This is a genomic window from Klebsiella sp. P1CD1 (assembly GCF_003790505.1).
Lineage (GTDB): Bacteria > Pseudomonadota > Gammaproteobacteria > Enterobacterales > Enterobacteriaceae > Klebsiella > Klebsiella variicola.
In genome coordinates, this window is the sequence record NZ_CP033631.1 from 3,829,902 (window position 1) to 3,851,016 (window position 21,115).

At 58.9% G+C, this 21,115-nt stretch carries 16 protein-coding genes; 1 reads left to right on the top strand and 15 read right to left on the bottom strand.

The genetic code is table 11. The features are described 5' to 3' along the window. Positions 1 to 48: 48 nt before the first annotated feature. From mukB to cmoM, 4 genes are read right to left on the bottom strand one after another with little or no spacing between them, the layout of a single operon-like run. A complete protein-coding gene (gene mukB, locus DTA24_RS19135) occupies positions 49 to 4,497 on the bottom strand; it encodes a chromosome partition protein MukB (RefSeq protein WP_123837025.1) in 4,449 nt (1,482 codons plus the stop codon). Further along, positions 4,497 to 5,201, bottom strand: coding sequence for a chromosome partition protein MukE (gene mukE / locus DTA24_RS19140; RefSeq protein ID WP_032735144.1), 705 nt, complete (start codon positions 5,199 to 5,201; stop codon positions 4,497 to 4,499). Before mukE ends, mukB begins: the two co-directional genes overlap by 1 nt. Further along, complete coding sequence (gene mukF, locus DTA24_RS19145) at positions 5,182 to 6,504, bottom strand: chromosome partition protein MukF (protein WP_008805866.1); 1,323 nt, start codon at positions 6,502 to 6,504, stop codon at positions 5,182 to 5,184. The genes mukE and mukF overlap by 20 nt, the downstream gene beginning before the upstream one ends. After that, positions 6,501 to 7,301 (bottom strand): tRNA uridine 5-oxyacetic acid(34) methyltransferase CmoM, encoded by an 801-nt coding sequence (gene cmoM / locus DTA24_RS19150; protein WP_016160569.1) that lies wholly within the window; start codon positions 7,299 to 7,301, stop codon positions 6,501 to 6,503. Before cmoM ends, mukF begins: the two co-directional genes overlap by 4 nt. Positions 7,302 to 7,422: 121 nt before the next feature. On the opposite strand from cmoM, the gene elyC reads away from it, so the two are divergent. Continuing rightward, complete coding sequence (gene elyC / locus DTA24_RS19155) at positions 7,423 to 8,202, top strand: envelope biogenesis factor ElyC (protein WP_123837026.1); 780 nt, start codon at positions 7,423 to 7,425, stop codon at positions 8,200 to 8,202. Here the strand turns inward: elyC and DTA24_RS19160 are convergent. The 11 genes from DTA24_RS19160 to aroA form a co-directional block, all read right to left on the bottom strand. Next, positions 8,179 to 9,072 carry a YcbJ family phosphotransferase gene (locus DTA24_RS19160; RefSeq protein WP_008805863.1) on the bottom strand — a complete coding sequence of 298 codons (894 nt, stop codon included), beginning with the start codon at positions 9,070 to 9,072 and terminating at the stop codon, positions 8,179 to 8,181. The genes elyC and DTA24_RS19160 overlap by 24 nt on opposite strands. A gap of 137 nt (positions 9,073 to 9,209) precedes the next feature. Continuing rightward, positions 9,210 to 9,956, bottom strand: coding sequence for a 3-deoxy-manno-octulosonate cytidylyltransferase (gene kdsB / locus DTA24_RS19165; protein WP_123837027.1), 747 nt, complete (start codon positions 9,954 to 9,956; stop codon positions 9,210 to 9,212). Then, positions 9,953 to 10,135 carry a protein YcaR gene (ycaR, locus tag DTA24_RS19170; RefSeq protein WP_012542316.1) on the bottom strand — a complete coding sequence of 61 codons (183 nt, stop codon included), beginning with the start codon at positions 10,133 to 10,135 and terminating at the stop codon, positions 9,953 to 9,955. The genes kdsB and ycaR overlap by 4 nt, the downstream gene beginning before the upstream one ends. 63 nt (positions 10,136 to 10,198) lie before the next feature. Beyond that, a complete protein-coding gene (locus tag DTA24_RS19175) occupies positions 10,199 to 11,428 on the bottom strand; it encodes a winged helix-turn-helix domain-containing protein (RefSeq protein WP_012542317.1) in 1,230 nt (409 codons plus the stop codon). 54 nt (positions 11,429 to 11,482) lie between these two features. After that, entirely contained in the window at positions 11,483 to 12,463 is a 981-nt protein-coding gene (gene lpxK, locus DTA24_RS19180; RefSeq protein WP_016160566.1) for a tetraacyldisaccharide 4'-kinase, read from the bottom strand. Beyond that, complete coding sequence (gene msbA, locus DTA24_RS19185; RefSeq protein WP_004201387.1) at positions 12,460 to 14,208, bottom strand: lipid A ABC transporter ATP-binding protein/permease MsbA; 1,749 nt, start codon at positions 14,206 to 14,208, stop codon at positions 12,460 to 12,462. Before msbA ends, lpxK begins: the two co-directional genes overlap by 4 nt. Before the next feature lie 36 nt (positions 14,209 to 14,244). Further along, on the bottom strand, positions 14,245 to 16,509 hold the full coding sequence (locus DTA24_RS19190) for a ComEC family protein (RefSeq protein WP_123837028.1): 2,265 nt from the start codon (positions 16,507 to 16,509) through the stop codon (positions 14,245 to 14,247). A 205-nt stretch (positions 16,510 to 16,714) separates the two neighbouring features. Next, the gene (gene ihfB / locus DTA24_RS19195; protein ID WP_004100704.1) at positions 16,715 to 17,002 is read right to left on the bottom strand and encodes an integration host factor subunit beta; all 288 of its coding nucleotides are present in this window, start codon (positions 17,000 to 17,002) and stop codon (positions 16,715 to 16,717) included. A gap of 151 nt (positions 17,003 to 17,153) precedes the next feature. Then, the gene (rpsA, locus tag DTA24_RS19200; RefSeq protein WP_002898162.1) at positions 17,154 to 18,827 is read right to left on the bottom strand and encodes a 30S ribosomal protein S1; all 1,674 of its coding nucleotides are present in this window, start codon (positions 18,825 to 18,827) and stop codon (positions 17,154 to 17,156) included. A 133-nt stretch (positions 18,828 to 18,960) separates the two neighbouring features. After that, complete coding sequence (gene cmk / locus DTA24_RS19205; RefSeq protein WP_012542319.1) at positions 18,961 to 19,644, bottom strand: (d)CMP kinase; 684 nt, start codon at positions 19,642 to 19,644, stop codon at positions 18,961 to 18,963. 174 nt (positions 19,645 to 19,818) lie between these two features. Then, the gene (gene aroA, locus DTA24_RS19210) at positions 19,819 to 21,102 is read right to left on the bottom strand and encodes a 3-phosphoshikimate 1-carboxyvinyltransferase (RefSeq protein ID WP_008805857.1); all 1,284 of its coding nucleotides are present in this window, start codon (positions 21,100 to 21,102) and stop codon (positions 19,819 to 19,821) included. Positions 21,103 to 21,115 lie beyond the last annotated feature (13 nt).

Genomic DNA, 21,115 nt, shown 5'->3' on the forward strand with positions numbered 1-21,115 from the left:
TTAACGTTGCCCTTTTCAGCGCTTAGCCGCCAGAATGTAGCCGCAGCCTCAGGAGGCGTCGGCCGTTCCCGGCAGTGCTTCCGGTACCGGCGCGGCAAAACCGCGCAGGCCGACAACGTGTACGTGTTCGTGATTATTAAACACTTTACGCACCAGTTTATAGGTCGTGCCTTTTTCCGGGCTGATATTTTCCGGCGCCGCGATAATCAGCTGCATCTCCAGACGTTCGCACAGCTCGAACAACGTGGCGATGGAGCGGGCGTCGAGACGCGCCGCTTCATCGAGGAACAGCAGACGGCAAGGCGAGATATCCTTGCCGCGCAGGCGACGAGACTCATCTTCCCAGCTCTGCACCACCATTACCAGAATCGACATCCCGGTACCGATCGCTTCCCCGGTCGACAGCGCGCCGGACTCCGCGCGCAGCCAGCCGTCGGAGCCGCGGTTAACTTCCACTTCCATCTCCAGATAGTTGCGGTAGTCGAGTAGCTCTTCGCCGATGGTTTGCGGCGTGCGCTGCCCCATGTCGATCTGCGGGTTCAGGCGCTGATACAGCTTGGCCAGCGCTTCCGAGAAGGTCAGGCGATTGCTGTTAAACAGATCCTGATGCTGCTCATGCTGTTCAGACAGGACATCCAGCAGCGTCGAGTGGGTCTCGCGCACGTTAACGTTCAGACGCACGCTGTTAACCTGGCCGAACGACACGCTCTGCAGCCCCTGGTTGAGCATCCGGATACGGTTCTGCTCACGCTGAATGGTTTTGCGAATAATGTTCGCCACGCTGCGGGAACTGATCGCCAGCTTCTGTTCGCGGTTGGTCAGCTCTTCGGTCAGACGACTGAGCTCGATCTCCATCTGCTCGATCGCTTCCACCGGGTCATCGGTACGAATAATATCCTGACGGATACGCTCGCGCAGATGCTGATAGACGGCGACGAAGAACTGGATTTTGCGCTCCGGACGTTTCGGATCTTCCGAAATACGCAGCACGTCGCGCAGATGTTCGTTATCGGCGACCGCCAGACGCAGCGCACCGAGCGCCTTATCCGACATCGAACGCAGTTCGTCGGCAGAGAGATAGGCCAGTTCGCGGCGATGCAGACGACGTTCGACGCCATTGTCTTTCACCAGACGCATCACCGCGCACCAGCCCGCCTTGGCGCTGACAACCTGCTCACGCATTTCGCAGTAATCGCGTTCCAGCTTGCGCAGTTTACGGGTCAGGTTGTCCATTTCCGCTTCGCAGAAGGTCAACGCTTTTTCCAGCTGATTGCGACGGGAGCGGTTGTTGCTCAGCTGCGTGTGCAGCTCGTCACGACGCTGACGCGCGCGCTCTTCCGCCCCGGCATCGGCACGCACGCCGATATCCTGCAGCTCTTTATACAGATCGTTGAGCAGCTCTTTTTTGGTGTCATACGAGCTCTTCAGCGACGCCAGCACCTGGTTGTACTGGTTCAACTGCGCAACGTGGCTACGCATCGCTTCGCGCGCGCGGCTACGCTCAGATTCCGCTTGTTGCAGACGCTGGCGCAGCTTCTCGTTGAGATCGCTGTTGCCACTGAGCATCTCCGCCGAATCGGAGTAGCTGAAGTGGGCCCGGCGCTGCACGACTTCCGCCAGCGCAAAGGCCTGCTGACGCGCATCGCGCTGGGTTTGCTGCGCATAGGCGTAATCTTCTTTCAGCTGCTCAAACTGCTCCGGATCGCTCTGCAATACCGAGACGATCGGCTCCAGCTTCGCCAGCTGATTGCCATGCTGCTGAATAAAGCGCACAGCCTCCTGCGCTTCGTCCAGACGTTCCTGGATCTCGTCCACGCGGTCAGCCAGCGTATCATCCGACAGCAGGTTCAGGCGCGGCAGCAGGCGGTTGAGCGCCGACACGCCCTCTTTCGCCTGCTCATACTGCACGCGGTTCTGTTGGTTATCGCTCTCATGGGCGTTCAGCGCACGCTCCAGCTCGCCGCGGCGGCTGTTAAGCTTGCGGATCTCTTCTTCCGGATCGTCCTCGAAAGCCACCGCCAGATGGCTGCCAATGAAGCGGCTGAAAGCCTGGTGAAGACGCTGGGTTTTCTGCACGTCGAACGACAGGGTCGCGAAACGCTCGGAGAGACTCTCACGCTCAGCATGCAGTGTTTCGATGCGATTTTCGCGCGCCGCGCGACCAAACAGCGGCAGCGTTGGGAAACGTGAATAACGCCACTGGCGGTCGGCAATCTTCACCACCACCGCTTTTTCCAGCTCGTCAACGCTGAACACGCTGTCGTCGAAGGACTGCGGATCGCCTTCGATCAGATACAGGTCTTCCGGACAATCTTCCAGCCCTTCGAGCTGCTCCGCCACCTGCGACAGATCCGGCACCACGATCGCATGGCGCGATGGGCCATACAGCGCGGAGAAGTACGGCGCATCTTCGAGGCTAACGTCGTCATAAATTTCCGACAACAGGACGCCGCCAAAGCGCTCCGCCAGCGCGTTCAGACGCGGGTCTTCAGAGCCGCCCGGCTGACTGAGTCGCTCGATCTCTTCGTCGATGGCACGCTTGCGGGCGCCGACCTCGTCACGTTCAACGATAGCCTCACGCTCACGCTCCAGCAGCTGCTGCAGGTATTCGGTGACCTCCTGGCCGGACTCAAACTGTTCGCCGCTCTGCTCGCACAGCTGGTTGAGACTGTTCTGCGCCGCCAGCCAGATCGGCGCCCGGCGCATCAGCGTCTGGGTGCGCGACTGCAGTTGCTCCAGCTCCTGACGCAGGGTCATGCGCTGTTCCTGAGCGTTAGAGACGCTGTCGGCCAGCGACGCGATGCGCGCTTCCAGCTCCTGATGCAGCGTTTCCAGATCGTCGATATCGTAGCGTTTGCCCTGGCGTTTGCAGAACTCAGCCAGCTGACGCTCGGCGTCCTGCTGCTCGCGCAGACGCTGTTCCAGCTCGTTGAGACGGCTGCGCAGCCCCTGCGCCTGCTCGGCCTGATGGCGCTGGTTAACGCCGTCGCGCAGCAATTCGCGCGCCACGTCCCAGGCTTCATTACGCGCCAGCGGGCCGTTAATCGCCGCCACCAGCTGGTACGCCTGTTCGAACTGGCTGTGCGCGGTTTGCGCCACGCTCATTTTCTGTTCCAGCGACAGCATTTTCTCCGTCGCTTCCTGCTCTTTCGCCTGGAAGGTTTCCAGCCACTCGTCGGCGCTCTCTGGCGTCAGATCCGGCAGATGGCACAGCGCCTTCGCGCGCTCCAGCGCCTGCAGCGCCTGGTTATACTGAATGGCGCGGGTCTGCTGGACGTCGAGCGCCTGCTGATAGTCGGCGAGCTGGTTTTTCAGCTCATCCACTTCCAGTTCGGCGGCTTCGGCGCGGGCTTCGTTCTCTTCCTGCTGGTCGGTGGCTTCCGCCACCACTTCATTCTGCTCTTCCAGACGGATCTGCAGCTCATCGAGATCCGCTTCGTAGCGCTCAATTTTTTCCTGCTGACGCAGGGCGGTCTGCACCAGGTTCAGGTGATCGCTGGCGGCCTGGTAATCGGCTTCCAGATCGCCCTCCGCGCCGTTGTGCTCCTGCAGCTCGCGCGCCATCTCGACGTGCTTATACTGCTCGGCCGCCAACTGCGAACGCGAGGTAAAGAGATCGCGACGATACTCCAGCGCCTTATCCAGGTGAATGCGCCGCTCGTTGGCGTGACGCATATAGTCCGCCGCCACGTAGTTGGTGGCTTCGCTGATCAGGTGTTTAAACAGATCGCGGTCAGACTGGGTTACGCGAATGGCTTCCAGCGTCATGCGGTTTTCCCGCAGCGCCGCTTCCATATCCTGGAACGCTTTACGCACGCCGCTGTTTTCCGGCAGCAGGTAGTCGCGCAGCGAGCGGGTAATGGTGCTGGAGATCCCGCCGTACAGCGAGGCCTCAATCAGGCGGTAGTATTTGCTACGATCGGAGGCGGAACGCAGACGACGCGCCACCACGCCCAGATCGAACATTAGCGAGTGATATTCGGTGATCGAGTTGAACTGTTTAAACTGGACGCCTTCCATCGCCTCGAGTTTGTCTTTCAGCTCATTGAGACTGACCACGCGCGCCTGACGATCGTTCAGCGTTTCGGTCAACAGCTGGGTCGGCAGGATAGAGGTCGGCAGTCCCTGAATGGCGAACGGCTTAATATCGACTTTACGATCGCGTCCGGCGACCTGTTGTAGGCGCACGCCGACCACCACGCGCTGGTGGCGGGAGTTGATCACATCGAGTACCGAGTAACACACCCCGGCGCGCAGCTTACCATGCAGGCCTTTATCGCGTGAGCCGCTGGTGGCCCCCGCTTCAGTGGTGTTACGGAAGTGCAGCAGGGTTAAATCCGGGATCAGCGCCGTGACGAAAGCCGCCATGGTCGTGGACTTACCCGCGCCGTTCCCCCCGGAGAGGGTGGTCACCAGTTCATCAAGATCAAAGGTCCGGGCAAAGAAACCGTTCCAGTTCACCAGCGTTAGCGAGCGAAACTTACCGCGTTCAATCATTACTCTTCCTCCCCGCTATCCGGCTGGTTTTCTTCATTCTCATCATTGAGCTGCAGGTGATTTTCCAGAGCCATCGCTTCCCCGTCGCGGATCAGGCGGCGCTGCGCCTCGCGCGGGTCGTCGCCGGCGCGCACATCGGCGCCAAAGCGGAATACCGATTCGGTAATGCGAAACTTGCTGCTGTCATGGCCCATAAACCACACCATCCCCAGGCGGCGCAGGCGGTTAAGCGACGCGCGCATTTTTTCCTGCAGCTTCTGGCGGTCCAGATCCGAACCGGTGGAACGATTGTTCACCAGCTTCAGCAGCCTGGCTTCATCCGCCAGGGTCAGCAGTTCGTCATAGAGCTCCTGCTGGGTGAAAATCCCTTCGTTTGCCAGGCGCTCCGGGCTGAGATAGAGATAGCAAAGAATTTTGCCCACCATCATATCCAGCTCCGACAGCACCGAGCGCGAAATCAGCGTGGTGGAGCGCGGGCGCAGATAGAAGAACCCTTCCGGTGCGCGGATCAACTCGACGTTATAGCGAGCGTAAAATTCTTCCAGGTAATCCTGGAAATCCATCAAAAATGCGTGATTATCCAGCTCGTCGAGACCGATATGACGGCCCGCGCGCAGGGCGCTGTCCAGCGCCGGAAATAACGGATTGGCCAACGCCTGCGCCAGCTTAACCGGCATCACTTGTTCAATATTTGTCAATGACATGCGCCTGTACCTTGGCTCCGTAATCATTAATCGGCTGCCATTTTGCCGGCAGTCCGGTGAAATCTGCCTGGGCGACGCCCAGCTGTACCGCCTGATCCACGACGATCCGCGCCACGTCGAAGTGACGCCCGCGCGGATACTGCGCCAGGAACTCCCGCGCCACCAGGCCGAGGTCCAGCGGTATTCCCTTCTCTTTATAGACCGCCAGCTGCGCTTCGATCAGCGCCGCCAGCTGCTCGCGAATTTCGTTAAACTCTTCAAATTCGAGATCCGCCGGCAGTTCGCCGGTGACCTCTTCATCGCGCAACGCCATCTCTTCATCGCGCATATCCAGCAGACGGTCGGCGTTGGCGTAAGTCAGCGCCCACGGTTCATCAAAATAGGTCTGTACCGACTGGCGCAGACGCTGGGCGAAGACGCGGTTCTTATCCATATCGATAGCGGTACGGATAAACTTATGCACATGGCGGTCGTAGCCGATCCACAGGTCAATCGCCTGCTGACCCCAGCTGACGATGCGGTCGAGTTTGCTTTGCAGGTCGAATACCAGCCGGTCGACAAAATGCAAATCGTCGCGCGCCATGGTCGAATCCTGAATGCGCAGCAGATTCGCCTGCAGTTTATCCCCTGCCGCATCCAGCGTATCCTGCAGTTCGCGCAGGGTGCCAGAGGTTTCCGACAGCAGCAGTTCACAGCTGGAAATCGCCGCGCGCCAGTCTTTATTTAACAACTGTGCGATATCGTCTTTCACCAGCTGCTGCTGCTCATCCATAATGCGCTGCGTCAGGTCGATGCTGTCGAAAATTTCCGCCACGGAATATTTCAGCGGAGCGAAAACATTGCGATGCCAGTGGAACTCATCCCCGCCCTCTTCTGCCGCATCCGCCGCACGCTTCAGCTCGCCAGCGACGATCGACAGCTGCATCGAGAGACGCAGCGTCGAGAATTCACGCTGACGGATATAGTAATCGGTGATCCCGATCCCCAACGGCGTCAGGCGATAGATCGCATTGCCTTCGGTAATTTCGCTGGTAAAGCGGTTCAGCAGACGCTGGCGCACCAAATCGTTGATCGCATTATTGGCGCGCTGGCTGATGGTTTCGCTGGTCTGCTCAAACGCATCACTGACGTGGCGGAACGCATCCACCAGTTCTCCCTCGCTCATTTCCCCTTCCAGCCGTTCGCCGTTCAGCGTGGCGACCGCCAGCAGAAAAGAGAGTCTGTCGACCGGCAGCGAGATAGAAAAATCATTTTTCCTGGCCCAGGCAACCAGTTCGGGGACTGTCTGGGAAAATTCACTCATACTTTATCCTTGCATCTGCGGCTATGAGCCTGGCTCTTAAGCGCGGTGACATGAATATAACGGCCCAGGCTGAGATACGGCTCCTGACGACAGTAGCGCGTTTCCAGCTCCAGCAGCGCCGCATAGCTGTCATGCTGTTGGCGTTTTTCACGCAGATAATCATGAAACACCCGCACGCCGGTTTTGCTGACAATCTGCCAGCCAATCTCTTCCAGCCAGTGATAAACCTGCTGCGGCTCACGCGGATAATCCGGCGACAGCGTGCGTTTTTTCTTTTTTGGCATGCCCAGTTGTACGTAATCGAAATTACCGGCCACCATATTGTGCATCAGCAGGCCGTTAGCATTGTAGAACATCAACGACAGCCCACCGCCAGGACGCAGTGTCGACCACAGCGTACGCAGCACCTCCTGGGGCTCCGCCACCCACTCCAGCACCGCATGAAACAGTACCAGATCAACCGGGCTTTCCAAATGCTGCGCAATATCCTGAGCCGCGCATTGTACAAAATGCATGTTGTCGATCACACCTTTATCGACGGCCGCCTGGCGGGCGCGCGCCACCATTTCAGCGGAGAGATCGCACAGCGTCACGTGATGGCCCAGTTGCGCCACTTTAATGGCCGTTTGCCCTTCGCCGCCGCCGGCATCCAGCACCCTCAGCGGTCCCGGCCCCAGCTGCGCCAGCAGCGGTTCCAGATCCTGCCAGAGGATCGCCTGGCGCAGCTGACCTTTTGTGGTGCCGTAAATATTGCGCGAAAACTTTTCAGCAATGTCATCGAAATTGCGATCCTGCACGGGCGACTCCACAAGCCAACACAAAACCGCTATTTTGTCATACCCACGCCGAGAATGAAGCGATCTGTTATAAGATCCGAACATAACTTTGGTTATATGGTTAAAAAAGGAACCATCTGGCATGCTTTTCACGCTAAAAAAGATCGTCGGCGGTCTGCTGTTGCCGCTTCCCGCCCTGCTGTTGCTGATCGGGATCGGGATCGCGCTGTTATGGTTCAGCCGTTTTCAACGTACCGGCAAGCTATGCGTGAGCCTCGGCTGGCTGCTGCTGGCGCTGCTGAGCCTGCAACCGGTGGCCGACAGCCTGTTGAAACCGATTGAAGATAGCTACCCCACCTGGCGCGGCGAGCAGCCGGTGAGCTACGTGGTGGTGTTGGGCGGCGGCTATACCTGGAATCCGGAGTGGGCGCCAAGCTCTAATCTTATCAATAACAGCCTGCCGCGCCTGACGGAGGGCATTCGCCTGTGGCAGGCGAATGCCGGATCGAAAATGATCTTTACCGGCGCGGCGGCAAAAACCAACCCCGTCAGCACGGCGGAGGCCGGGGCGAGAGTCGCGGAGAGCCTCGGCGTACCACGCAGCGATATCATCGTGCTCGATCGGCCGAAAGATACAGAAGAGGAAGCGCAGGCGGTGAAGCGCGCCATCGGCGATGCGCCCTTCCTGCTGGTCACTTCGGCGTCCCACCTGCCACGGGCGATGATTTTCTTTCGTCATGCCGGTCTGGATCCCCTGCCCGCGCCGGCAAATCAGTTAGCGGTGACCTCGCCGCTTAATCCGTGGGAACGAGCCATCCCCTCCCCGGTATGGCTGATGCACAGCGACCGAGTCGGCTATGAAACCCTCGGTCGTGTCTGGCAATGGCTGAAAGGTGGCTCAGGCGAGCCAGGGCAGGAGTGATTTTGTCGCGAGGTCGAAACGGGCGCGGTCAAAGCGCCCGGTATTGACCAGATTATCCACCTCATCCCACAGCAGATAGAGCCAGCGCCGCCAGACAAAGGCCTCGGAAACTGGCGCCTGCTGCAGGTAGCGCCACAGCAACTGTTCCGCCTGGCCGCCTTCTGCAAGGCGGAACAGTTCATACTCGCGTGGCGCCCACAGCATCATTCCCGGGCCCACCATCGCCAGCAGCTGATCGCTGCGTGGGTCTTTCAGCATACTGCGCAAGGTGAAATTACCGTGTACCAGCACGGCATTGTCATTGAAATCGCGAAACAGCTCCGGAAGGCACTCGCGGGAGCGGAACAAAATACGCTTATCCTGCATCGTCAGGCCGGTATCCTGATACAGGTTCAGGGTGCTCCACAGCATCTCTACCCGCTGGCGGTACCAGTTCGACCACAGATTGTCCTGGGTATTATCGACCATTCCTACGCAGCCGCCGCTGTCCTGACGATGCCAGGCGAGCAGCGCCTCGACGATTTGCTCCTGCAGTTGCTCCCAGCGCGCTGGTGTGCGCGTGGGGGCCTCCACCGGAACGCCGCGCAAGCGCTCAAGCAGCAGCACATCCGGCCCGGGATGCTCTTCATGCGTCATCACGCCGTAAACCACCGGCATGCGCACTGTACCACTGCGCGCGAGGGTGGAGATCTTCCATGCCAGTTGCCGCGCCACACCGGGCGTGGTGAAACTGCGCGCCAGCAGCGGCATCGGGTTTCCCTGCGCGTCGTACAGGGACCACAGCGCCGTAGCGGGTTTTTCACTGACACACTCCACCCGGCTCAGCTTTTCGCCAAGCAGGTGACTGAGTTCGGTTCGCAACTGTTCCATTGTCGATTACCCCTATGAACACTACTGGTTTCATAATGAGCGCCCGCACCTGGGTTGTCATCGAATAAGATCAAAAAGGGACAAAAAAAGCGAAAAACCGGCGGGGATATCCCCCCCTGCAAGGAGGGGACAGGGGATTAACTCAGTTCAGCGCGGACGCGCTCCAGATCTTCCGGGGTATCCACACCGGTGCCGGGCACTTCTGCCGCCACGGCAACATGGATTTTCTCGCCATACCACAGCACCCGCAGCTGCTCGAGCATTTCAATCTGCTCCAGCGGGCTCGGCGCCCAGCTGACATAGCGGCGAATAAAGCCAGCGCGGTAGCCATAAATGCCGATGTGACGCAGCAGGGAATCACCGATGGTCTCGCGGGAGTGGGCAAAGCGATCGCGATCCCAGGGTATGGTGGCACGGGAGAAATAAAGCGCATAACCTTGCGCATCCATCACCACTTTCACCGCATTTGGATTAAACGCCTCTTCCGCATCGTGGATCGGTACCGCCAGCGTCGCCATTCCACTGCTGCTGGACGCCAGATTCTCCGCCACCTGGCGGACGATCGCCGGGGGGATCATCGGCTCATCGCCCTGAATATTGACGATAATAGTGTCATCGCTGAACGCGCACTTCTCCACCACTTCCGCCAGCCGTTCGGTGCCGGACTGGTGATCGGCGCGGGTCATGCACACTTCACCACCCGCCGCTTCAACGGCGCTGGCCACGTCCGGATGATCGGTGGCGACAATAATGCGATCCGCGCCGGATTCGCGCGCGCGCTCCAGCACGTGGACAATCATCGGTTTGCCGTTAATGTCCTGCAGTGGTTTTCCCGGCAGGCGCGTAGAGGCGAAACGCGCAGGAATAATAACCACGAAACTCATGAGTGACTCTCTTCAACCGTCAGCGCTCGGGCCTCTGTCTCCAGCAGCACAGGAATACCATCGCGCAGCGGAAACGCCAGACTATCAAGTTTGCAAATAAGTTCTTGCTTATCCTGACTGTAATACAGCTTACCGTTACAGACCGGGCAGGCGATGATTTCAAGTAAACGGTGATCCATGTTTCCTCCTGATGGACCGGATAGATTTCACAGCAGCATATCACAGGAAGGTCGGCGCCGGGATCAATCGGCGTTGATTTCCCACCCCTGCTCCTGGCCGACAAACAGCCCTTCCGGCAAGCGTCGGCACAGGATCCGCTCCGCCGATTGCCATCGCGCGAAGTCGTTAATCGCCCGGCGCAGCCCCTGCTCAAGGCCACGGGTGATCTTCACACCCTCCTCCAGCCACAGGGAGAAGATCTCCAGCTCCTGGCTTTTGCGATGTATTTTACTGTCCATCCGCCCAACCAGTTTTCCCTGGTGCAGCAGGGGCAGTACGAAGTAGCCATACTGCCGCTTCGGCGCTGGGGTATAGCACTCCAGGCGATAGCTGAAGTTGAAGAGTTGCTCCGCGCGTTTCCGATCCCAGACCACCGGGTCAAAAGGAGAGAGCACGGCGCTATGGCTGGCGATCAGCTTACCGCCAGGCGCTGACTCAAGCTGCGCCAGCGCGTCGCGATGCAACCACATCTCGCCGAGTGCTTCCACGTTAACCGGCACCACCAGGCCCTCTTCCTGCCAGGCAGCCAGCAGACCCGGTAGCGACGGCTGGCGCAAGCGATAGTAATCGGCCAGCCACTGGGGACGAAAGATACCGAGGCTGCGGGCGCTGTTGCGCAGCATGATGGCCTCTGCGTCTTCGCGGGACAGCGCGTCGCGTTCGTCATCCCAGTCCGGCATCACCCGCTGGGTTAAATCATACACGCGGTGAAAATTGCGTCGTTCCACCACCATCACTTCGCCGGCGGTAAACAGCCCTTCCAGATGGCGCTTATGCGGTTTCCACTCCCACCAGCCGCTGGCGCCTTTGCGCGGGTGGATAAAATCCGCCGAGCGAACCGGGCCGTTTTGCCCGATATGCGCCAGCAGCTCTGCAATACTCCCGGCATGCTCCTCCATCCACGCGCGATGGTATTTCCAGCCCATATTGTCGGGATTCAACATGCGATGGCGCACCAGGGCGAAATCGCTGCGCGGTAGAAAGCAGGCTTCATGCGCCCAGTATTCCATTAGCTCGCCGCTGCGCAACGACTCATCCAGCCAGTGCTGCGGATAGCTGCCGAGGCGGCTGAACAGCACCAGATAGGGGCTGCGGGCCACCACGTTGATGGTATCGATTTGCAGCAGCGACATCTGCTGGATGGTGGAAAGAATGTCTTTCGGGCGAGCGCGACGTCGGGGCTTCTTTAACAACCCCTGCGCCGCGAGATGGAGGTGGCGCGCCTCGTTAAGCGATAATTGCAATACCGACATGCAGGTTCTCCGTCAGGAATTCCAGCACAGCGGCGAGCAAAGCCGGCGCGTCAGTTAACGTTGCGCCAACGTCGCTAAGTCCGCAAGCAACCGCTGTGCGCGTTCATCGGCCATTATGGCGTCGACCGGTAAATACCACCAGTTTGCGGCGGCGAAATCGCGACATTTCACCGCGTCTTTCTCAGTCATTAGCAGCGTCTGCCCGGTGGTTACCAGGGCGGCGACATCGGCCTGGCTCAGCGCCTGATGGTCTGCCAGCGCCACGGTTTTGACCGGCTGGACGCCACAGCTTTCAAGGGTGGCGAAAAAGCGCGGCGGATGGCCGATGCCGGCCATCGCCACTACGTTCGTGAAAGTCGAGACATCGCGACGTTCGCCGGTAAGCAGGTTAACCGCCATCCCTGGACGCAGTTGCATCGGGATCTCCCCCGGACGCGCCACGCCGCCGTTAACGATAACCGCATCAACGCTTTGCAAGCGCGACGCCCGCTCGCGCATCGGCCCGGCAGGCAGCCACCAGCCGTTGCCAAAGCGGCGCACGCCGTCGATAACGACAATTTCTCTGTCCCGCGCCAGCTTATAGTGCTGCAACCCGTCGTCGGTCACGATAATCTGCAGATCGTGCGCGCTGAGCAGCGCTTTCACCGCGTCGCTGCGCAGCGGAGAAACCGCCACCGGCGCGCCGGTACGCTGATGAATTAACACCGGCTCATCACCCGCCTGCGCCGTACTGGTCCGGTCAGTTAATACCAGTGGGTAGCGGTCGGCTTTACCGCCGTAGCCGCGAGAGACCACCCCCACGCGAATACCGCGCTGCTGCAGCTGCTCCACCAGCCAGATCACCACCGGCGTTTTACCATTGCCGCCGGCGGTCAGGTTACCGACCACCACCACCGGCACCGGCGCGCGCCAGGCTTTTTGCCACCCCAGCTGATAGCTGAGGCGAATCACCGCGCTCACCAGGCCATACAGCCAGGAGAGCGGCAGCAGCAGGCGCCACAGCGGCGATTCCCCGGACCAGATGCGCGCGATCATTCGCCGAATTGCATCTTATGCAGCTGGGCGTACACGCCCTTATGCTCCAGCAGATCGTGGTGCGTTCCGCGTTCCACGATCCGCCCATCTTCAACCACCACGATTTCATCAGCCTGCTCAATGGTCGACAGACGGTGGGCGATAACCAGCGAGGTGCGGTTTTTCTGCAGCTCATCCAGCGCCGCCTGAATGGCTCGCTCGGACTCAGTATCCAGCGCCGAGGTGGCTTCATCAAGGATCAGGATCGGGCTGTTACGCAGCAGCGCACGGGCGATAGCAATACGCTGGCGCTGGCCACCGGACAGCATTACGCCATTTTCACCAATGATCGTATCCAGACCATTGTCCATCTTGTTGATGAAATCCATGGCGTAGGCCATTCGCGCGGCCTCTTCAATCTGCTCGCGGCTGTACTCTTCGGTACGGGCATAGGCGATGTTGTTGGCGACAGTATCGTTGAACAGATGCACGTTCTGTGAAACGAGTGCCACCTGGTCGCGCAGCGAGCTCAGCTTGTACTCGCGCAGGTCGTGACCATCCAGCAGGATCTGGCCGTCGTCAACATCGTAGAAGCGGGTGATCAGGCTGGCAATGGTCGATTTACCCGACCCTGAGCGCCCCACCAGCGCGACGGTTTTCCCTTCCGGGATATCGAGATTGATATTGCGCAGCGCGGCCACTTCGCGGCCCGGATAGGTGAACGTGACGTTCTCAAACTTGAGATTGCCTTTGGCCCGCTCAATGACCCGCGTACCTTCATCTTTTTCCTGCTCGGAATCGAGGATCGCAAACAGCGTCTGGCACGCCGCCATCCCACGCTGGAACTGGGCATTGACGTTGGTCAGCGACTTCAGCGGGCGCATCAGCGCAATCATTGAGGAGAAGACCACGGTAATGGTCCCGGCGGTCAGGGTGTCCATTACGCTCGGGAAGCTGGCGGCATACAGGACAAAGGCCAGCGCCAGGGAGGCGATAAGCTGAATGATCGGGTCGGAGATAGACGAGGCGGAAACCATTTTCATCCCCTGCAGGCGCATTTTATTGCTGACCTTATCAAAACGTTTGGTTTCCACTTCCTGGCCGCCAAACATCAGCACCTCTTTGTGCCCTTTCAGCATCTGCTCAGCGCTGGTGGTGACCTGCCCCATCGTGTTCTGCATATTCTTACTGATATTGCGAAAACGCTTGGAGACCACGCGGATTGCTACCGACACGATCGGCGCCAGTACAATTAGGATCAACGACAGCTGCCAGCTGTAATAGAACATCATCACAAACAGGCCGATAATCGATGCCCCTTCGCGGACCACGGTGATCAGCGCGCTGGAAGAGGAGGAAGCGACCTGTTCAGAATCATAGGTGATACGTGACAGCAGCGTCCCGGTAGACTGCTTGTCAAAGAAAGCCACCGGCATGCCCATCATGTGGCCGAACAGGCGACGACGCATGGTCATTACCACTTTGCCGGAAACCCAGGAGATACAATAGCTCGAGATGTAGCTGGTGATCCCACGCAGCACCATCAGCCCGATAACCACCAGCGGCATCCATAGCAGCACTGAGCGATCCGTTTTACCAAAACCATCATCCAATAACGGTTTAAGAAGCGATAACATGAAGGTGTCACTGCCCGCGTTAAGCACTAACGCCACCGCCGCGACGATTAGCCCGGCTTTAAACGGTGCAATAATCGGCCAAAGTCGGCGGAAGGTCTGCCACGTGGAGAGATCTTTATCGTTCTGCATTCAATAAACCAGCTTGTGTTGAAATAGCCGCATATTCTACCCGTTATCGGCGGGCGCGCCAAACCACTGATGATACCAACGTGGTAAAACTTGATCCCGTAAGCTATGGATTTGCCACCCTTCTGCGGAAAAAACCACCGTTATCTGTCCCTGCTGCGGCGTGGCGAACCAGCGATACCCCCGCTGGCGATAGCGCTGAACCACCTTGTACGAGGGCATCCGCCACGCATTGTAGCGCGAAGCGGATGCCAGCGCGGCCGCACCCTCTACCCGGCGGACCAGCAATTCGCTGGAGGAGGTGTTGCTACCGTGGTGGGGAACCTGGATAAGTGTAGACGTCAGATGCTGCCAGTAACGGCTGATCATCGCCTGCTCCGCCTGACGTTCTATATCGCCGGTGAGCAGGATGCTGGAGCGACCATCATCGATGCGCACCACGCAGGAGTGATTATTACCCTTTGCCGTGCTGCCCGGCAGCGGCCACAGGGCCTGGAAGTTGAGTCCCTGCCATTGCCAGCGCTCGCCGCGATGACACGGCAGATGACGCGCCCAGCCTAAAGGGCTGCGCACCCACGCCTGCGGCCATGCCTGTAGCACTGAATTAAGGCCGCCGCGATGATCCAGATGCTCGTGGCTTAGCACAATGCCCTGCAGCTGCAGATGATGCCAGCGCAGCCACGGGATAATCACCTGCTGACCGCTGTCGCCCTGCGGCCATGCTGGCCCGGTATCATAGAGGAGCGCCTTGCCGTGACGTTCGATAACCATCGCCAGCCCCTGCCCGACATCCAGCATCGTCACCCGCCATTCGTCCGCGGGAAACGGCCTCCAGAAGGGCCGCATCAGCAGGAACAGCACGCTCAGACACAGGGCCGGGAAATGCCGCCAGCTCTGAAAGCGCCAGCCCATCACCAGCAGCCACGGCAGGCTACTGATCCAGAGCCAGCGGGCGTCCAGCGGCAGCCAGCCGTCCGGTAAACGCCGTAATGCCCAGAACAGCAGCGCCAGCACGCGATCGGCCGCCAGCCAGAGCAGCGACTCCACCATCCCCGGGCCTGTGAGATGCAGCAGCATCGCGCCGAGAATAAGCGGCACCGCCAGCAGGGTCACTAAGGGTACCGCCAGCAAATTGGCGGCCATGGACGTCAGGCTGACGCCATGGAAGAGCAGGAGCTGGAGCGGCATCAGCAACAGCGTCACGCCAGCCTGCAAATGAACGAGGGCGAACAGTGCCTTCCATGGCCAGCGCCAGCGACCGGCAGGCAGCGGTACCCACTGAAACCAGAAGATCAGCCCCGCCACGGCGAAAGCGGATAGCCACAGGCTTTGCGACAGCACCGCCAGCGGGTCGGTAACGAGTATCGCCCCCAGACAGCAGAGCCACACCTGCCACGCCGTCCAGCGTTGGCCCGACAAGCGTAAGGCGCAGCACACGCCCAACCCTACGCAGGTGCGCAGCGCCGGCGGCTGCATGCCGGTCAGCCAGGCATAGCAGACGGCGCCGGCCAGCCCGGCCAGCAGCGGCAACCGCCAGCCGATCCAGCGGCCCGGGAGAATATACTGCACGCCGCGCAGCAGGAGCACGATAAGGGAAGCCGCGAGGGCGATATGGAGACCAGAGATGGCCATCAGATGGGAGGTGCCCGTGTTCTGCATCAGGACCTTAATCGCCGTCGGCAGGGTCAGTCGCTCCCCCATCCCTAATCCCAGCATCACCGCACGCCAGGGATAAGGCTCCAGACGCCGGGTCAACGACGCCTGGTAGCGGGCGCGCAGGCTGCAGCGGGGATCCAGCGCGGAAGCTGCAACAATCCCCCCGCTCAGCGGCCGGTGCTGCGCCAGCGCATAACGCTGGCTGTCGAAGCCCCCGTCGTTGAGCTGCCCGTGCACCGGGCGCAGGCGCAGCGTCATCAACCAGTGCTGACCCGCACAGGCGGGCGCAGGTGTAAGTTCCCCGTACAGCGTCACGCCCACCGGGGGAAACAGGTAGCGGCCCGCCAGGCGCACAATCTGACCACGGTGCAGGGCCTGGCCATCCGTCTCGCTGAGGATCACTTCCGCCTGCCGGATGGCGCCGGTAAGGTGCCGGGTCGGCCACAGCGCCTGATGCGCGCTCAATACTCCCCAGATCATCAGCAGAAGCGTCATCGCCACACAAGCCATGGCCGTTCCGCGCAGGCGGGTCAGCAACAGCGCCGCAAGGCACGCGCTCGCCAGAACGTGCGGGCCCGGCAAGACGGGTAGCCAGAGTAGCGGCAGCATCGCGATGCTGGCGCATCCGGCAAGCCATGGTAGACGCATAAACACCTCCCTGTGAGCAGGCAGTGTTACGCAAAGCGACGGTGGCGTCCCGCCGCCGAATTCAGGCGTGCGTAGCGCCTTCCAGACAATCGTATCTGTTGCAGTCAGGCACGGTTTTTTTGCGAAGCTGGAGGTAAATCGCGGACACAAAAAAAGCACCCGCAGGTGCTTTTTTTATCATCAGGCAGGTTGCACGTCGTGCAACTTACTCTTCATAAATATTGGCGCGGTCACGTAATTCTTTCCCGGGCTTAAAGTGCGGAACGTACTTACCTTCCAGTTCGACTTTATCACCAGTTTTCGGGTTACGTCCGGTGCGAGGTGCTCGATAGTGCAGAGAGAAGCTGCCGAAACCGCGGATTTCAATGCGCTCACCTTGAGCAAGCGTTGAGGCCATATGTTCCAGCATTTCTTTAACAGCATCTTCCACCGCTTTCGCCGGAATGTGAGATTGCTGGCTGGCAAGTCTTTCAATCAATTCTGACTTGGTCATTATTCCTCCGGTTTCCTTCAAGGCAAAAATTAGCTAACAGCTTAAACAAGGGCGGCCGTAGCCGCCCTTTGTGCTTGATTACAGGACGAATCCTGCAATCTGTCAAGTAAACTCGTCACTATTCAGGTTGTTATTACCTGAATGACAAAGATTACTCGCCTTTCGCTGCTTTGAACGCTTCAGCCATAGCGTTGTTGGAGAAGTTCGCGTCTTCCTGCTTGTTCACGGTAGCGATAGCGTCTTTTTCTTCCGCTTCGTCTTTCGCACGTACAGACAGGCTCACTACGCGGTTCTTACGATCCACGCCGGTGAATTTCGCTTCAACTTCGTCGCCAACGCTCAGAACCAGAGTTGCGTCTTCAACGCGGTCACGGGATGCTTCAGAAGCACGCAGGTAACCTTCTACGCCGTCAGCCAGTTCTACGGTTGCGCCTTTAGCGTCAACTGCAGTGACTTTACCAACAACGATAGCGCCTTTCTTGTTCAGAGCAACGTAGTTGTTGAACGGATCTTCCGCGAGCTGTTTAACGCCCAGGGAGATACGCTCACGCTCTGCGTCAACCTGCAGAACAACTGCTGCGATTTCGTCGCCTTTTTTGTATTCACGAACTGCTTCTTCGCCTGCAACGTTCCAGGAGATGTCAGACAGGTGAACCAGGCCGTCGATGCCGCCGTCCAGGCCGATGAAGATACCGAAGTCAGTGATAGACTTGATTTTACCTTCAACACGGTCGCCCTTGTTGTGGGTTTCCGCGAACTGCTGCCATGGGTTAGATTTGCACTGCTTCAGACCCAGGGAGATACGACGACGCTCTTCGTCGATATCCAGAACCATCACTTCCACAACGTCGCCAACGTTAACAACTTTGGACGGGTGGATGTTTTTGTTGGTCCAATCCATTTCGGAAACGTGAACCAGGCCTTCAACGCCTTCTTCGATTTCAACGAAGCAGCCGTAGTCGGTCAGGTTGGTCACGCGACCGGTCAGTTTGGTACCTTCCGGATAACGTTTAGCGATAGCTACCCACGGATCTTCGCCCAGCTGTTTCAGGCCCAGGGATACACGGGTACGCTCGCGGTCGAACTTCAGCACTTTAACAGTGATTTCGTCGCCAACGTTTACGATTTCGCTCGGATGCTTAACGCGTTTCCAGGCCATATCGGTGATGTGCAGCAGGCCGTCAACGCCGCCCAGATCAACGAATGCACCGTAGTCAGTGAGGTTCTTAACGATACCTTTGACTTCCATGCCTTCCTGCAGGTTTTCCAGCAGCTGATCGCGCTCTGCGCTGTTTTCGGATTCGATAACGGCACGACGAGAAACAACAACGTTGTTACGCTTCTGGTCCAGCTTGATGACTTTGAACTCAAGCTCTTTGCCTTCCAGGTGCAGCGTGTCGCGCACCGGACGAACGTCTACCAGGGAACCCGGCAGGAACGCACGAATACCGTTCAGCTCAACAGTGAAGCCACCTTTAACTTTGCCGTTGATAACACCGGTAACAGTTTCAGCGTCTTCGTAAGCTTTTTCCAGCGTGATCCAAGCTTCGTGACGTTTAGCTTTCTCACGGGACAGCAGAGTTTCACCGAAGCCGTCTTCTACTGCATCCAGAGCAACGTCAACTTCGTCACCAACCTGGATTTCCAGCTCGCCCTGGGCGTTTTTGAACTGCTCAGCCGGGATGGCGGACTCAGATTTCAGACCGGCGTCAACCAGTACTACGTCTTTGTCGATAGCAACAACAACACCACGAACGATGGAACCCGGGCGGGTTTCGATTTCTTTTAAGGATTCTTCAAACAGTTGAGCAAAAGATTCAGTCATGTTTAATCTTCAGGTTAATATTAACGTCCACCTGGCTCCGTGCCGGATGGGGTTGTTTCACATACCCGCTGACCATCCATTGCCGCGGGGTACTGCTATAATTCGGAGGCTTCGGCGCGCTACCGGTTAAGGCTCACGCAACGGCCAATTTTTCGCGCGCATATTGTAGCGCTTTTTCAATCACTTGCTCAATGTTTAGTTCTGTTGAATCGAGAACTAATGCATCGGCAGCCGGGACAAGCGGCGCCACGGCGCGATTTCGGTCGCGATCGTCACGCTCTTTTATCTCGGACAAAAGACGTTCAAAGTTAACATCAAAGCCCTTTTCCTGCAACTGCCGCATGCGGCGATGCGCCCGCTCATCGGCCGAGGCATCGAGGAAAATTTTCACCGGCGCGTCCGGGAAAACCACCGTGCCCATATCGCGCCCGTCGGCGATGAGCCCCGGCAGTTCACGGAAAGCACGCTGGCGGCGCAGCAGCGCTTCGCGAACGCGGGGGAAAGCGGCCACTTTCGAGGCGGCATTGGCGACCTCCTGAGTGCGAATTTCGCCGCTGACATCTTCCCCTTCCAGCACCACTTCCAGGGTGCCGTCAGTAGAAATAAAGCGCACGTCAAGATGGGCCGCCAGGGGCACCAGCGCCTCTTCGGACTCTACGTCAACATGATGATGCAGCGCCGCCAGCGCCAGAACGCGGTAGATCGCGCCTGAATCTAACAGATGCCAGCCCAGCGCTTCCGCCATTGCCTTGCACAACGTACCTTTACCCGCACCGCCAGGCCCATCAATGGTGATTACCGGAATATTCGCCGTCATCTTTTTCTCCTTCAGCAAGGCGCATGGAATATAAACGCCGCGCATTATACGCATCAATACGCCGGAAAGTGAGCATTGCTTGTAAATTACGGACTACAGGAAATGAAAAGCAGAAGTTTTGCGCAATTATAGCGGGCTGACAGGACATCAGCCCGCGGGATGACAAAGTTTTACTCAGGCGAGGGTACTGATCCGCGCCAGTTGCTCAAAATAGTCCGGGAACGTTTTGGCCGTACATTTGGGATCAAGGATGGTCACCGGCGTATCAGACAGCGCCACCAGCGAGAAGCACATCGCCATCCGGTGGTCGTTATAGGTGCCGATTTCAGCATATTTCAACTTTGCCGGCGGGGTGATGCGAATATAATCTTCACCCTCTTCCACCTCGGCGCCCACTTTACGCAACTCGGTCGCCATGGCGAACAGACGGTCCGTCTCTTTGACCCGCCAGTTGTAGATATTGCGCAGCGTAGTGGTCCCTTGCGCGAACAGCGCGGCGGTGGCGATGGTCATCGCCGCGTCCGGAATATGGTTCATATCCATATCGATAGCCTTGAGCTCGCCGCGGGTGCAGGCGATAAAATCGTCGCCCCAGGTCACGGTAGCGCCCATTTTCTCCAGGACGTCGGCGAAACGGATATCGCCCTGCACACTGCCGCGGCCGATACCGGTGACTTTTACCGTGCCGCCCTTAATGGCGCCAGCGGCGAGGAAATACGAGGCCGAGGAAGCATCGCCTTCCACCAGGTAATCCCCTGGCGACTGATACTGCTGCTTGCCGCGCACCACAAAACGCTGATAAGACTGATTGTCCACCTCAACGCCGAAGGTTTTCATCAGGTGCAGCGTAATGTCGATATAGGGTTTCGACACCAGATCGCCCTTAATGGCGATCACGGTATCCTGCGGCGCCAGCGGCGCGGTCATCAGCAGCGCGGTCAGGAACTGACTGGAGACGCTGCCGTCAACCTCGACGTTCCCGCCCTGAAAACCGCCGCGCAGGCGCAGCGGTGGATAATTTTCCTGCTCAAGATAGTCGATCTGAGCGCCGCCCTGACGCAGGGCATCCACCAGATGGCCGATCGGGCGCTCTTTCATCCGCGGTTCGCCGGTCAGCACAATATCGTTGCTGCCAAGGCACAGGGCCGCCGCCAGCGGACGCATCGCGGTTCCGGCGTTGCCGAGGAACAGCTCCAGCGCCGCAGCAGCGCGCAGCGGGCCGCCGTTGCCGGTCACTTCGCAGCGGGTGCGGTCGGCAGACAGGGTATATTGAACCCCCAGCGCACTCAGGGCATTCAGCATATGGCGCACATCGTCGCTGTCCAGCAGGTTGGTCAGCACCGTCGTGCCGCGGGCCAGAGCGGCCAGCAGCAGCGCGCGGTTGGAGACGCTTTTCGAACCTGGCAGGTTCACGGTGCCCTCTACGCGTGCGATGGGTTGTAACGTCAGGGATTCCATCAAACTTCACTCT

Excerpts from the sequence above, each read along its gene's own strand:
- DTA24_RS19160 (WP_008805863.1), bottom strand. The coding sequence starts at position 9,072 with ATGGAACAGTTGCGAACCGAACTCAGTCACCTGCTTGGCGAAAAGCTG.
- mukB (WP_123837025.1), bottom strand. The coding sequence starts at position 4,497 with ATGATTGAACGCGGTAAGTTTCGCTCGCTAACGCTGGTGAACTGGAAC.
- ycaR (WP_012542316.1), bottom strand. The coding sequence starts at position 10,135 with ATGGATCACCGTTTACTTGAAATCATCGCCTGCCCGGTCTGTAACGGT.
- DTA24_RS19175 (WP_012542317.1), bottom strand. The coding sequence starts at position 11,428 with ATGTCGGTATTGCAATTATCGCTTAACGAGGCGCGCCACCTCCATCTC.
- ihfB (WP_004100704.1), bottom strand. The coding sequence starts at position 17,002 with ATGACCAAGTCAGAATTGATTGAAAGACTTGCCAGCCAGCAATCTCAC.
- mukE (WP_032735144.1), bottom strand. The coding sequence starts at position 5,201 with ATGTCATTGACAAATATTGAACAAGTGATGCCGGTTAAGCTGGCGCAG.
- DTA24_RS19190 (WP_123837028.1), bottom strand. The coding sequence starts at position 16,509 with ATGCGTCTACCATGGCTTGCCGGATGCGCCAGCATCGCGATGCTGCCG.
- kdsB (WP_123837027.1), bottom strand. The coding sequence starts at position 9,956 with ATGAGTTTCGTGGTTATTATTCCTGCGCGTTTCGCCTCTACGCGCCTG.
- elyC (WP_123837026.1), top strand. The coding sequence starts at position 7,423 with ATGCTTTTCACGCTAAAAAAGATCGTCGGCGGTCTGCTGTTGCCGCTT.
- cmk (WP_012542319.1), bottom strand. The coding sequence starts at position 19,644 with ATGACGGCGAATATTCCGGTAATCACCATTGATGGGCCTGGCGGTGCG.
- msbA (WP_004201387.1), bottom strand. The coding sequence starts at position 14,208 with ATGCAGAACGATAAAGATCTCTCCACGTGGCAGACCTTCCGCCGACTT.
- aroA (WP_008805857.1), bottom strand. The coding sequence starts at position 21,102 with ATGGAATCCCTGACGTTACAACCCATCGCACGCGTAGAGGGCACCGTG.
- rpsA (WP_002898162.1), bottom strand. The coding sequence starts at position 18,827 with ATGACTGAATCTTTTGCTCAACTGTTTGAAGAATCCTTAAAAGAAATC.
- lpxK (WP_016160566.1), bottom strand. The coding sequence starts at position 12,463 with ATGATCGCGCGCATCTGGTCCGGGGAATCGCCGCTGTGGCGCCTGCTG.
- mukF (WP_008805866.1), bottom strand. The coding sequence starts at position 6,504 with ATGAGTGAATTTTCCCAGACAGTCCCCGAACTGGTTGCCTGGGCCAGG.